We start from the raw sequence: 12,946 nt of genomic DNA on the forward strand, positions 1-12,946 counted from the left end.
TTGCCGCGCCGGGAGGACGGGTCTACCCCGGTGGCCTCCGTTGCGTGACGAGGAGCCTGCCTTGGCCGACCCCTGCGACCTCACCGCGCTCGAGGCGCGCCGCCTGATCGGCCGCAAGGCGCTCTCGCCGGTCGAGTTGCTGGAAAGCTGCCTCGCCCGCATCGCCGCGGTGAACCCGTCGATCAACGCCATGGTGGCGCTGGACGAGGACCGCGCCCGCGTCGCGGCGCGGGAGGCCGAGGCGGTGGTGATGCGCGGCGACGACCTCGGCCCGCTGCACGGGCTGCCGGTCGGCATCAAGGACCTGGAAGAGACGGCCGGGCTGCGCACCACCTATGGCAGCCCGCTATTCGCCGACTTCGTGCCGGCGGCGGATTGCGGCATGGTGGCGCGCATCCGCGCCGCCGGCGGCATCGTCATCGGCAAGACCAACACGCCGGAATTCGGCCTCGGCGCCAATACCCGCAACCGGGTCTATGGCGCGACCGGCAATCCCTTCGACAATACCCGCTCCGCCGCCGGCTCCTCCGGCGGATCGGCCGCGGCGCTGGCGGCGGGCATGGCGCCGCTCTGCTCTGGCTCCGACACCGGCGGCAGCCTGCGCAACCCCGCCGCCTTCTGCGGCATCGTCGGCTACCGGCCGAGCGCCGGCCTCGTCACCTCCGAGAAGCGGGCGCATGGCTGGTCGCCGCTGCCGGTGCTGGGCCCGATGGCGCGGACGGTGGCGGATGCCGCGCTGCTGCTCGGCGCCATGGCCTCCGATGATGCGCGCGACCCGCTGGCCTATACGCTGCACGCCCGGCCGGTGCGCGGGGAGCCGGCGCTGTTCCACCCGGCGCGGCGGATCGACCTCGCCGGCCTCCGCCTCGGCTTTAGCGAGGATCTCGGCCAGGCGCCGACCGAGCGCGTGGTGCGCGAGGCCTTCCGCAGCCGCGTCGCCGCCATCGCGCCGCTGTTCCGCACCGCCGCTGAGGCGCATCCGGATTGCCGCGGCGGCGACGAGGCCTTCGAGGTGCTGCGGGCGCAGATGGTCCTCAGCGCGCATCTGGAGAAGGTGCGGACGCGGCCGCAGGATTGCGGCCCCAACGTCATCGCCAATGTCGAGGAAGGGCTGCGCTACAGCCTGGAGGACGCGGCGCGGGCGGCGGCGGCGCAGACCCGCATCTACCGCGACTTCCAGCGCTTTTTCGAGACGCATGACGTGCTGGTGACGCCGGCCATCACCATCAGCCCGCGCGACTGGCGCGAGCTGTTCCCGCGCGAGATCGACGGCCAGCCGACACGGACCTATTTCCACTGGCTGGCCCTGGCCTACTACGTGACGCTGACCGGCCACCCCGCGATCAGCCTGCCGCTCGGCCGCGACGCGAACGGCATGCCCTTCGGCCTGCAGATCGTCGGGCCGCGCGGCGGCGATGCCTTCCTGCTCGGCGTCGCCGCGGCGCTGGAGGAGGCGCTGGCCGGCGACGCGACGCTCGGCCGGCCGCTGCCGGATATCGCGGCGCTCGCGGCGGCGGCGCCCATCGCCGGGATGGAGGGCTTCCTCGGCTTCGACTGATCGCCAGGGCAGGCGCCCCGGCGCCTGCCCACCGCCATCGCCCGAGGTGGGGCCAGGCGCCGACCGCGTGGCGGCGACGCGCCGCGCACCATGACCATGCCGGCCGGCCTCGACGGGGGCGCCGGCGTCTCGCGCGTCCCTCCGGCCAAGGTCGCGCCCTGGTGCCTTAAGCTTGGCGCCTGCAGCCCGACGCCGGCGGCCGGTCGGGCGGGAGCCAGCCCCGAGGCGCGGGCGTGCCGCTCGCACGCCGCTGGTGTCGCCGTAGCCGCCCACGCCAAACCCGCGACGCGGGCGCGTCGCCCGTGCCGCGACGCCGGCGCCAGCCCAGCGCTACTGCACCTTGATGTCGCGCGCCTTCACCAGGGCGCGCCATTTCGCCGTCTCCTTCTCCAGATAGGCCGGGAAGGCCTCTGGCGGTTCGACGATCGGCGTGACGGCCAGGGACGCGTAGCGGTCCCGCGTGTCCGCCGCCGTCAGGGCCTGGGCGCAGGCGGCGTTCAGCCGCCGCAGGATCGCCGGTGGGGTGCCGGCGGGCGCCAGCATCGCCAGGTGCTCGACCACCTCATAGCCGTCGAAGCCGAGCTCGCGGAAGGTCGGGACCTCGGGCGCCAGCGGGCTCCGCTGCGCCGTGGTGACCGCCAGCGCCCGCAGGTCGCCCGCCTGCATCATGGGCAGCACGGCGGAGGCCGGCATCAGCACCAGGCTCGCCTCCCGCGCCAGCACCGCCTGGATGGCCGGGGCGCCGCCGCGATAGCCCACCTCCATCACCGGCGCGCCGGAGAGCTGCAGGAACCACTCCGCCGCCAGGTGGGTGGTCGCGCCGATGCCGGGATTGGCGTAGGTCTCCCGCCGGCCCGGCTGCTTCGCCAGGGCGACGAACTCGGCCAGGGTCCGGGCCGGGAAGTCGCGGTGGACGCAGGCGAAGATGGGCATGGCGGCCAGCAGGCCGACGCCGGTGAAGGCGCGCTCCGCGTCGTAGGGCACCTGGTAGATCAGCGGCGCGATGGCATAGGTGCTGTTGGGCGCCACCACCACGGTGTAGCCATCCGGCCGCGCCCGGGCGGCGGCGGCCATGCCGATGGTGCCGTTGGCGCCGACCCGGTTCTCCACCGGGACGGGCTGGCCGAGGATGGGTTGCAGATGCCCGGCCAGGATGCGGGCGAAGGCATCGGTGGACCCGCCGGCGCCCCAGGGCACCAGCATGGTGATGGGCCGGTTGGGCCACGGGGCCTCTGCCTGTGCCAGGGCGGTGGCGGGGCCGAGCCCCGCGAGCAGCCCAAGCCCCGCGGCTTGCCTGCCGAATTCCCGTCTCGTGCGACGCATAGGCTTGCCCTCCCTGCCGGTCTTGTTGGCAGGAACGCTAGCGCGAGCGGCGGCTTTGTTGAACCCGGATGCCGTCCGCGCGCGGCCGCCGGGCGCCCGGCGCGCTCTTGTCAAGCCGATCCGCCGCGCGGCGGATCCCGGTGCCGTCGATCCCCGGCCTCACCAGCCGCGGTAATAGCCGGGCCGGCCGTAATACCCGCCATAGGCCGGCTGGTAGCCGCCGCGATAGCCGCCATAGCCGCCACGGTAGCCGCCATACCCGCCGGCATAGTGCCGGTGCCGCGGCTGGTCGGAGGCGGCGCCCGCAGCCAGCGCCGCGGCGGCGCCGACGCCGGCGCCCAGCAGCAGCGTGTTGCCCCAATTGGTCGAGCCATCGGGGTTCTGGCAGCCGCCCAGCAGCAGGGCGGCGGAGAGGCCGGCGGCGGCGAGCAGGCGCTTGGTCATGGTCGGGAACCTCCTGTGGGAGGCAACTTGCCGGAGCCGCATGGCGTGGCTTCGGCGCCACCGCGGCGCCGATGTGGCGGCTGCGGCAGGATCGTGGCGGCTGCGACGCCCCCGGGCACGGGAAAGCGGGGGCGGGCGGGGGCGCGGCCGCGCCGTCACGGCGGCACGGGGCAGTAGAAGTCCTCCCCCGCCGAGCGCAGCAGGCTGGTCCGGAAGGAAATCGGCGCATCCGCAGTCTCCAGCGCCGCCCATTTGCAGGCGAAGGAGGTCGGGCGATGCCGGAACAGCGCCGCGGCGCCGCCTGCCGCCTCCAGGTCGCGGAAATGCACCGGCACGGTCCAGTCGCGCGCCGGGATGGCGAAGGCCAGCAGATTGGCCGCCAGCACCAGCCCGCCCAGCCCGGCGGACAACCGCAGCGGCCAGGCCGGCAGCGGCACCGCCAGCAGCAGCACCAGCAGGGCGGGGAGCATCAGGCGCTCGCCCGGATTGACGATGCCGCGGGCGTTCTGCGGCAGCAGCAGGAACAGTGCCAGCAGCGCCGCGGCGGCCAGCAGCAGCGGCCAGCGCCGGACCCCGCCGCGCCACAGCCCCAGCGCCAGCGCCGCCAGGACCAGCCCGGCATAGGTCAGGTTGGCGGCGCTGCCGGCCCAGTAGGCCGCCGGCCGCAGCACCTCGTCGCCGCCGCCGGCGAAGACGAAATTGTGGTAGGGCCCGATCTTGGCGACCGTATAGGCCTTGAAGGCCAGGAACCGCGCGACGCCGCCCATGGCGCTGGTCGGCTCCCCGCCGCCATCGCCCGCCAGCACGTACCAGACGCCCAGCAGCCCCGGCAGCGCGAGGCCCATCACCGCCCCGCGCAGCCGCCGCGCCAGCAGCGCCTCCGCCCCCACCACCGCGGCGAAGGCGGCGAAGGTGGCGGCGTGGGAGAGGAAGATCGCCGTGCCGAAGGCGGCGATCGGCCCGGCCTGCAGCCGCCGCGGCGCCGGCAGCAGGAACCAGCCGGCCAGCAGCAGCAGGCCAAGCTGGTAGTTCAGGTAGCCGTTCCAGAAAGTGGCATTGCAGACCACGGAGACCAGCAGCACCACCGCCAGGCTCCGCGCCGCGCCCGGCTGCCAGCGGCGGGCTAGGGCGAGGCACAGTGCGAGCCCCGCCCCGAGCAGGGCCAGCACGAAGACCCGCGCCGCGACGGCGGGCGGCAGGACCAGGCAGAGCAGGCCGAGGATCGCCTGCGTCAGGCTGTTCGGCACGGGATGCCCGACCAGCTCCACCCCGGGCACCGGCTGCCCGCTGGCCAACCGCGCCAGCAGGGCCCCCTGATACGCCCATTCGGCGAAATCCTGCAGCGGCGGGTAGGGCGACAGCAGCATCGGCACGGCGATGGCGGCGGCAAGCAGCGTCGCCGGCAGCCACCAGGGCAGCCAGGCGCGCGGCGCCGTCCGGGCTTGCGGGACGGCGCCCGATCCGGTGATGGCGGTCATCGGCGCCCCTTCCTTGCTGCGCTGCGGCATGCGGCAGTAGGGCTTGGCCCGGGACATTGTCTGCCCGCCGCGGCCCGGCCTGACGCGGACGTGTTGCCGGGCCGGCATCGGCCGCCCGCGGCTGTTGCCCCGGGCCGCCCGGCATGCCATAGGGGCGCCGCCGGCGGGGGAGGTGTCCCGCGCCGGCAAATCCGCACGCGGCGCGCCCTTCCTTCCCCTGGCTTGCCAGGGGGGCGGGGTCCGGTCCGGGGAGACATCCCGGAACGCGCCGCGGAGGCCCAACCGGACTGTCTTGGAAGGATTTCGCCCCATGGCGATGCCACAGGTTTCCCTGCGCGCCCTGCTCGAGGCCGGCGTGCATTTCGGCCATCACACGCGGCGCTGGAACCCGCGCATGGCCCCCTACATCTTCGGCGTGCGCAACCAGGTCCATATCCTGGACCTGCAGCAGACCGTGCCGATGATGGACCGCGCGCTGCGGGCGGTGCGGGACGTGGTGGCGGCCGGCGGCCGCGTGCTGTTCGTCGGCACCAAGAAGGCGGCGGCGGAGTATGTGGCGGAAGCGGCGACCCGCTGCGGCCAGTACTACGTCAACCACCGCTGGCTCGGCGGCATGCTGACCAACTGGAAGACGATCACCGGCTCCATCAAGCGCCTGAAGCAGATGGAGGAGCAGCTCTCCGGCAACGTCCAGGGCCTCACCAAGAAGGAGGTCCTGATGCTGACGCGGGAGAAGGAGAAGCTCGACCGCGCCCTCGGCGGCATCAAGGAGATGGGCGGGCTGCCCGACATCATCTTCGTGATCGACGTGGTGAAGGAGAAGCTGGCGATCGAGGAGGCCAACAAGCTCGGCATCCCCGTCGTCGCCGTGGTGGACTCCAACGCCGATCCGCAGGGCGTCGCCTTCCCGATCCCGGGCAATGACGACGCGATCCGCGCCATCAACCTCTATTGCGACATGGTCGCCGGCGCGGTGTTCGACGGCATCTCGGCCGAGCTGCAGGCCAGCGGCGTCGACCTCGGCGCGTCCGAGGAGGTGGTGGCCGAGCCCGACCTGACCGAGGGCGAGCCCGTGCTGGCCGAGGCCCAGGCCAGCCCGACGGCCGGCCTCGACGCCGGGACCCTGGAGACGATGGTCCAGGCGGGCGAGCCCGAAGGCACCCCCGCCGAGACCGCCTGACGCCCGCCCGCCCCGGCGGCAGCCGGGCGGGATCCGATGCCGGCAGGATGCTCCGGGCGGCGGCCGCACAGGCCCCGCCCGGCAGCGTTCCGGCCGAAGCTGCCAGCCGCGACGCTGCCAGCCGACCTGTACGAAGCCGAAGGACACGGGAGAGCCCCCATGGCCGAGATCACCGCCGCGATGGTGCGGGACCTGCGCGACAAGACCGGCGCCGGGATGATGGACTGCAAGAAGGCCCTGACCGAGGCGGGCGGCGACATGGAAGCCGCGATCGACTGGCTGCGGAAGAAGGGCCTGTCGGCCGCCGCCAAGAAGTCCGGCCGCGTCGCGGCCGAGGGGCTGGTCGGCGTCGCCACCGCGCCGCAGGTCGGCGCCATGGTCGAGGTGAATGCTGAGACGGACTTCGTCGCGCGCAACGAGCAGTTCCAGAATTTCGTCTCCGAGGTCGCCGGCCTGATCCTCTCGGTCGGCGACGATGTCGAGACGATCAAGGCGGCGCGCTTCCCCGGCACCGGCCATTCGGTGGCCGAGGAGCTGACGCGGCTGATCGCCACCATCGGCGAGAACATGACCATCCGCCGCGCCAAGCGGCTGGAGGTCAATGAGGGCACGGTGGCCACCTACACCCACAACGTCATCAAGCCGGGGCTCGGCAAGATCGGCGTGCTGGTGGCGCTGGAAGGCAAGTCGGAGATCGACGCGCTGGAGCAGCTCGGCCGGCAGATCGGCATGCATGTCGCGGCCGCCCGGCCGGAGGCGCTGGACGTCTCGGTGGTCGATCCCTCGGCCCTGGCACGCGAGCGCGCGGTGCTCGAGGAGCAGGCCCGCGGGTCCGGCAAGCCGCCGGCGGTGATCGAGAAGATGGTCGAGGGCCGGATCCGCAAGTACTACGAGGAAGTGGTGCTGCTGGAGCAGGTCTGGGTGCATGACGGCGAGACCCGGGTGAAGGAGATCGTCCGCAAGGCGGGCGGCAGCCTGACCGGCTTCGCCCGCTTCCAGCTCGGCGAGGGCATCGACAAGCCGACCGGCCCGGACTTCGCCGCCGAGGTCGCGGCCGCCGCCGGCACCGCGCCGGCCTGAGCCTGCCCGGCGCGGCAGGGGCCTCCCCCAGCCGCGCCAACCGCCTGGGTCCCGGCCCGGGCGCACCCAGGGCCGCCGGTACCGCCGCCCGGTACCGTTGCCGAGCGTGTACTTCGCCGGCCGGCCGGCCCGCGCCGCCCCCGGCCGCCGCACCCCACCCGGCCTCTCAGGGCGGTGTTGATTCCCGCGCTTGCCCGGCGGGAGGGGGGTGCCTATCTTCAGCCGCCTGCCGTGACGGTCCCATAATGAGCACAGCGCCCGCAGCCGCCAGCTACAAGCGTGTCATGCTCAAGGTGTCCGGCGAGGCACTGATGGGCGAGCGCGACTACGGCCTCGACACCGCCACGCTCCGCCGCATCGCCGAGGACGTGAAGGGCGTGGTGGCGCTCGGCGTCGAGGTATGCCTGGTGATCGGCGGCGGCAACATCTTCCGCGGCATCGCCGGCGCCGCTGCCGGCATGGACCGTGCCCAGGCCGACTACATGGGCATGCTGGCGACGGTGATGAACGCGCTCGGCATGCAGTCGGCGCTGGAGAAGGCCGGCATCCCGACCCGGGTGCAGAGCGCGATCGCCATGCAGTCGGTCTGCGAGCCCTATATCCGCCGCCGCGCCATCCGCCACATGGAGAAGGGACGCGTCGTCATCTTCGCCGCCGGCACGGGCAACCCGTTCTTCACCACCGACACCGCCGCCGCGCTGCGCGCCGCCGAGATGGGCTGCGATGCGCTGCTGAAGGGCACCCAGGTAGACGGCGTCTATTCCGCCGACCCGCGGAAGAACCCGCAGGCCGAGCGCTATGTGACGCTGACCTATCTCGACATGCTGGCGCGCGACCTGGCGGTGATGGACGCCGCCGCGATCTCGCTCTGCCGCGAGAACAAGCTGCCGATCATCGTGTTCAACATCCACGAGCCGGGCGCCTTCACCGCCGTCATGCGCGGCGAGGGCAAATTCACCACGGTGCTGGAGCACTAGCCGGCGCCGCCGGCGCCGGGCCGAGGGGTTCCGCGCCGGCCGGGCCGTGCCAACGATACGGGGGACCAGGGGCCATGCCGGCCGACCTCAAGACACTCAAGCAGGACCTGACGCGCCGGATGGATGGCGCCATCGAACTGCTCAAGAAGGAATTCTCCGGCCTGCGCACCGGCCGCGCCAGCCCGGCGCTGCTCGAGCCCATTCGTGTCGAGGCCTATGGCAACAACCAGCCGCTGAACCAGGTGGCAAATGTCTCGGTCTCCGGCCCCGGCCTGTTGTCGGTCCAGGTCTGGGACAAGTCGGTGGTGAAGGCGGTCGAGATCGCCATCCGCGACTCCGGCCTCGGCCTCAACCCGCAGACCGAGGGGCAGGTGATCCGCGTGCCGCTGCCGCCCCTGACGCAGGAGCGGCGGACGGAACTGGTGAAGACCGCGCACAAATACGCCGAGGCCGCGAAGGTCGCGATCCGCGGCGTCCGCCGCGACGGCATGGAGCAGGCGAAGGCGCAGGAGAAGGACAAGAAGGCGCCGATCAGCCAGGACGAGGCGAAGACCTGGTCGGACGAGATCCAGAAGCTGACCGACCAGTTCATCAAGACCGTCGACCAGACGCTGGCCGACAAGGAAAAGGACATCAGGCAGGTCTGAGCCCGGTGTCCGGTGCCCCCAAGCTGAGCCTCGCCCCGCTCGACACCCTGCCCGCCGCCGCCGCGACCCGCCGCGGTGGCGATTCGCGGGTGCCCGCGCATGTCGCCATCATCATGGACGGCAACCGCCGCTGGGCCGAGGCCCGCGGCCTGCCCGTGCCGCTCGGCCACAAGGCCGGGGCGGAAGCGGTCCGCCGCACCATCGAGGGCTGCGTCGAGCAGGGCGTCTCCTGGCTCACGCTCTTCGCCTTCTCCTCGGAGAACTGGTTGCGGCCGGCCGAGGAGGTGCGGGCGCTCACCGGCCTGCTGCGGCTGTACCTCCGGTCCGAGGTGGCGACGCTCGCCAAGGAGGGCATCCGGCTGCGGGTCATCGGCGACCGGTCCCGCTTCGGCGCGGAGACGGTGCGGGAGATCGAGCGCGCCGAGTCGCAGACCGCGCACGGCACGCGGCTGAACCTGACCGTCGCCCTGTCCTATGGCGGGCGGGCGGAGATCGTCGCCGCCGCGCGGGCGGTGGCGGAGGCGGCGAAGGCCGGCACGCTGGACCCGGCCTGCCTGGATGAGGGCCTGTTCGGCGAGCGGCTCTTCACCGCCGGGATGCCCGACCCCGACCTCATCATCCGCACCTCCGGCGAGCAGCGGCTGTCCAATTTCCTGCTCTGGCAGGCCGCCTATGCCGAGTTCGTCTTCCAGGAAGTGCTCTGGCCCGACTACGACGCCGAGGCGCTGGCCGATGCCATCCGCGACTATGGCCGGCGGGAGCGGCGCTACGGTGCCCGGACCGGCTGACCCGGCGCCGCCGCTGCCCGCCCGCTGGCCGGACCTGCGCAAGCGGGCGATCTCGGCGGCGCTGCTGCTGCCGGCCGCCGTGCTCTGCATCTGGCTGGGGGCGGAAGCCTGGGCGGCGCTGATGGCCGCAGCCGTGGCGCTGCTGGCATGGGAATGGACCCGGCTCTGCGGCTTCTCCACCCGCCGGCTTCCGGGCATGGCGGTGCCCCTGGTCACGCTCGCCGCCGGCACTTTGGCCGTGGAGCAGCGCTGGTCCTGGGCCCTCGGCCTGGTGGTGGCCGGGTTCCTGGGGCTCTGGGCCGCCGGCCGCCCGCCCGGGCTGCGGCGGGCGCAGCCGGGCTTCTGGCTCGCCTTCGGGCTGCTCTATATCGGCCTGGCCGGCATCGCGCTGATCCATCTGCGCGGGGACCAGGCGGCGGGGCGCGCCAATGTGCTGTTCCTCTTCCTCGTCGTCTGGGCCAGCGATATCGGCGCCTACCTGGCTGGCCGGCGCTTCGGCGGGCCGAAGCTCGCCCCCGCCATCTCCCCTAACAAGACTTGGTCGGGCGCGCTGGGGGGCCTTGGGGCCGCCATGCTGGTCGGCCTGCTGGCGGCAGCGGTGATCGAGGGCGGGACCATGCCGCCCGGTCGGGTGCTGCTGGTCGCCGCGGTCATCGGCGTGCTGGCCCAGGCGGGCGACCTGTTCGAAAGCTGGCTGAAGCGGCGCTTCCAGGTGAAGGACAGCTCCGCCCTCATCCCCGGGCATGGCGGCCTGCTGGACCGGCTGGACGGCGTGCTGCCGGCAGCGCCCGCGGCGGCGCTGCTGGGCGTGCTTCTGGGCCCTGGCGCCGCCCTGTGGCACTGACGCAACAGGCGCTTGGCCGCGCTTCGCATTTCCCACCATGACGGTCGGAAAGGACGCTAGGCTCGGCTGTCAGCCCCGGATGACAGCCGGTATCGTCAACACCCTACCGGCGGGCACCCGCCCCTGCCGGGCGAGAGACCAGCAATGGACCGCCCCATGAAGCGCCTCAGCATCCTCGGCAGCACCGGCTCCGTCGGCCGCAGCACCCTGGCCCTGGTGGAGGCCGCGCCGCCCGGGACCTACGCGGTCGAGGCGCTGGTCGCCGGCCGGGACGTGGCGGCGCTGGCCGCCCAGGCCCGCAAGCTCGCCGCGCGCCTGGCGGTGGTGGCCGAACCCAGCGCCTATACCGCGTTGAAGGAAGCGCTGGCGGGCAGCGGCATAGAGGTGGCGGCAGGACCGCAGGCGGTGGTGGAGGCCGCGGCCCGCCCGGCCGACTGGACCATGGCCGCCATCGTCGGCAGCGCCGGGCTGCAATCGGCGCTCGCCGTGCTGGACCGCGGCGGCACCCTGGCCCTGGCGAACAAGGAGACGCTGGTCTGCGCCGGCGAGATCGTGCTGGCCGCCGCCGCCCGCACCGGCGCTACGCTGCTGCCGGTCGACTCCGAGCACAACGCCATCTTCCAGGCGCTGGACACCAAGGACCCGGCGCTGATCGAGAAGATCGTGCTGACCGCCTCCGGCGGGCCCTTCCGCACTGCCGACCTGGCGGTGATGCGGGCGGCGACGCCGGAGATGGCGGTGAAGCACCCGGTCTGGTCGATGGGCGCCAAGATCTCGGTCGACTCGGCCACGATGATGAACAAGGGGCTGGAGCTGATCGAGGCGGCCCGCCTGTTCCCGGTGCCGGCGGAGCGGATCGACATCCTGGTGCATCCGCAATCGGCGGTGCACGGCATGGTCCAGTATGCCGACGGCTCCATCCTCGCCCAGCTCGGCACCCCCGACATGCGGACCCCGATCTCCCACTGCCTGGCCTGGCCGGAGCGGATGCGGGTGGGCCTGCCGCGGCTGGACCTGGCGCTGCTGGGCCGGCTGGAATTCTTCGCCCCCGACCCGGTCCGCTTCCCCGCCCTGCGCCTGGCACGGGAGGCGTTGCAGGCAGGCGCCGGCGCCCCCACTATCCTGAATGCCGCGAACGAGGTTGCGGTCGGCCTGTTCCTCGACCGGCGGCTCGGCTTCCTCGACATCGCGGCGGTGGTGGAGGAGACCATGGGCCGCTTCGGCGCGCCGGCGGTGTCCGGGCTGGAGTCGGTGCTGGCGCTGGATGGCGCCGCCCGCGCCGAGGCCGGGCAGATCGCCGCCCGCCGCGCCGCCGCCTGAACCCCTGGCCGTCGAGACTCCGGCAAGCCGCCGGGGTCAGCCTGCCGGCCGGGTCCGGGCGGCGGGTCCCATGCTGTCCGCCGGCTCCCGCGGCAGGGGGTCGTCCGCATCCGCTTGGCGCCGCCGGATCCGCCGCCCCGGCTGGAGGACAGGACCTTGGAGTTCATCGGCCATCTTTGGAGCCTGCTGCCGAGCCTGCCGCGGACGCTGATCGCCTTCGCGGTCGTACTCGGCGTGCTGGTCTTCGTGCATGAGCTCGGCCACTACCTCGCGGCGCGCTGGCGCGGGGTGCATGTGGAGGCCTTCTCGATCGGCTTCGGCCGCCCCGTGGTGAAGGGCGTCGACCGCCAAGGCACCGAATGGCGGCTCGGCTGGATCCCGCTGGGCGGCTACGTGAAGATGCATGGGCAGGAGACGCCCGAGGACGCGCCGCCCGAGGTGCGGGCGACCTGGCAGCCGGGCCGCACCTTCCACGGCAAGCCGGTCGGCAGCCGTGCCATCGTGGTGGCCGCCGGGCCCTTCGCCAATTTCCTGCTCGCGGTGCTGCTATTCGCCGGGCTGTTCATGAGCATCGGGCAGCCGGTCGGCGGCACCGGGGTCGGGACGGTGATGGAGGGCTCGGCCGCCGCCCGGGCGGGGCTGCTGGCCGGCGACGAGATCGTGGCGCTGGACGGCCAGAAGGTCGCGCGGTTCGAGCAGGTTCAGCGCTACGTCCAGCCGCGCGCCGGCCAGCCCATCGCCGTGCAGGTGCTGCGGGACGGCGCCGCGGTGACGGTGACCGCGGTGCCGGAGCCGCGGGAGAATGCGCAGGGCACGGTCGGCGTCCTCGGCATCCAGGGCGGCGCGGCGCGGTTCGAGCGGCTGGACCCCGTCTCCGCCCTCTGGGCCGGGACGGTGCAGACCGCCGACATCACCTGGCAGACGCTGGTCGGGATCGGCGAGATGATCTCCGGGCAGCGCAGCGCCAAGGAGTTGGGCGGGCCGATTCGCATCGCCGAGATCAGCGGCGAGGCGGCCAATCTGGGGATCGGCGCGCTGGTGAACCTGATGGCGGTGCTGTCGGTCAGCCTGGGGCTGCTCAACCTCTTCCCCATCCCGATCCTGGATGGCGGCCACCTGATGTTCTACGCGGCCGAGGCGATTCGCGGCCGCCCGCTGCCCCCCAAGGTTCAGGAATACGGCTTCCGCGCCGGATTCGCGGTGCTGATCGCCCTTTTCCTCTTTGCCTCGAGGAACGACATCGTCGAGGGCGGCATCGGCAAATTCGTGGCACGCCTGCTGGGCTGACGCGCCGCGGGCGCCGGGGC

12 protein-coding genes are annotated in these 12,946 nt (G+C 73.3%); 9 read left to right on the forward strand and 3 right to left on the reverse strand.

Annotated elements, in window-relative coordinates; genetic code table 11:
• The first annotated feature begins 61 nt into the window (after nt 1-61).
• Nucleotides 62-1,558: an amidase gene (locus E2C05_RS05185; RefSeq protein WP_133218541.1), complete on the forward strand. Its 1,497-nt coding sequence runs from the start codon at nt 62-64 to the stop codon at nt 1,556-1,558.
• 330 nt (nt 1,559-1,888) lie between these two features.
• On the opposite strand, the gene E2C05_RS05190 is transcribed toward E2C05_RS05185, so the two are convergent.
• The 3 genes from E2C05_RS05190 to E2C05_RS05200 form a co-directional block, all read right to left on the reverse strand.
• Nucleotides 1,889-2,881, reverse strand: a complete 993-nt coding sequence (locus tag E2C05_RS05190) for a Bug family tripartite tricarboxylate transporter substrate binding protein (protein ID WP_133218542.1) — start codon at nt 2,879-2,881, stop codon at nt 1,889-1,891.
• 159 nt (nt 2,882-3,040) lie between these two features.
• Nucleotides 3,041-3,325 (reverse strand): hypothetical protein, encoded by a 285-nt coding sequence (locus E2C05_RS05195; protein ID WP_133218543.1) that lies wholly within the window; start codon nt 3,323-3,325, stop codon nt 3,041-3,043.
• 155 nt (nt 3,326-3,480) lie between these two features.
• Entirely contained in the window at nt 3,481-4,803 is a 1,323-nt protein-coding gene (locus tag E2C05_RS05200; protein ID WP_133218544.1) for a hypothetical protein, read from the reverse strand.
• Nucleotides 4,804-5,113: 310 nt separating this feature from the next.
• Here E2C05_RS05200 and rpsB point away from each other — a divergent pair, with 310 nt between their 5' ends.
• From rpsB to rseP, 8 genes are all read left to right on the forward strand, one after another.
• Nucleotides 5,114-5,983, forward strand: a complete 870-nt coding sequence (gene rpsB, locus E2C05_RS05205) for a 30S ribosomal protein S2 (RefSeq protein WP_133218545.1) — start codon at nt 5,114-5,116, stop codon at nt 5,981-5,983.
• 159 nt (nt 5,984-6,142) lie between these two features.
• Complete coding sequence (gene tsf, locus E2C05_RS05210; protein WP_133218546.1) at nt 6,143-7,063, forward strand: translation elongation factor Ts; 921 nt, start codon at nt 6,143-6,145, stop codon at nt 7,061-7,063.
• Nucleotides 7,064-7,308: 245 nt separating this feature from the next.
• Nucleotides 7,309-8,040, forward strand: a complete 732-nt coding sequence (pyrH, locus tag E2C05_RS05215) for a UMP kinase (RefSeq protein ID WP_133218547.1) — start codon at nt 7,309-7,311, stop codon at nt 8,038-8,040.
• 74 nt (nt 8,041-8,114) lie between these two features.
• Complete coding sequence (frr, locus tag E2C05_RS05220) at nt 8,115-8,687, forward strand: ribosome recycling factor (RefSeq protein WP_133218548.1); 573 nt, start codon at nt 8,115-8,117, stop codon at nt 8,685-8,687.
• 113 nt (nt 8,688-8,800) lie between these two features.
• Entirely contained in the window at nt 8,801-9,475 is a 675-nt protein-coding gene (gene uppS, locus E2C05_RS05225; protein ID WP_133218565.1) for a polyprenyl diphosphate synthase, read from the forward strand.
• Nucleotides 9,459-10,319, forward strand: coding sequence for a phosphatidate cytidylyltransferase (locus E2C05_RS05230; protein WP_240046583.1), 861 nt, complete (start codon nt 9,459-9,461; stop codon nt 10,317-10,319). Before uppS ends, E2C05_RS05230 begins: the two co-directional genes overlap by 17 nt.
• 156 nt (nt 10,320-10,475) lie before the next feature.
• Entirely contained in the window at nt 10,476-11,639 is a 1,164-nt protein-coding gene (gene dxr, locus E2C05_RS05235) for a 1-deoxy-D-xylulose-5-phosphate reductoisomerase (protein WP_133218549.1), read from the forward strand.
• A gap of 156 nt (nt 11,640-11,795) precedes the next feature.
• Nucleotides 11,796-12,926, forward strand: a complete 1,131-nt coding sequence (gene rseP / locus E2C05_RS05240; RefSeq protein ID WP_240046585.1) for an RIP metalloprotease RseP — start codon at nt 11,796-11,798, stop codon at nt 12,924-12,926.
• Nucleotides 12,927-12,946 lie beyond the last annotated feature (20 nt).

Source organism: Paracraurococcus ruber (assembly GCF_004353985.1).
In the GTDB taxonomy this organism is placed as follows: Bacteria; Pseudomonadota; Alphaproteobacteria; order Acetobacterales; family Acetobacteraceae; genus Paracraurococcus; species Paracraurococcus ruber.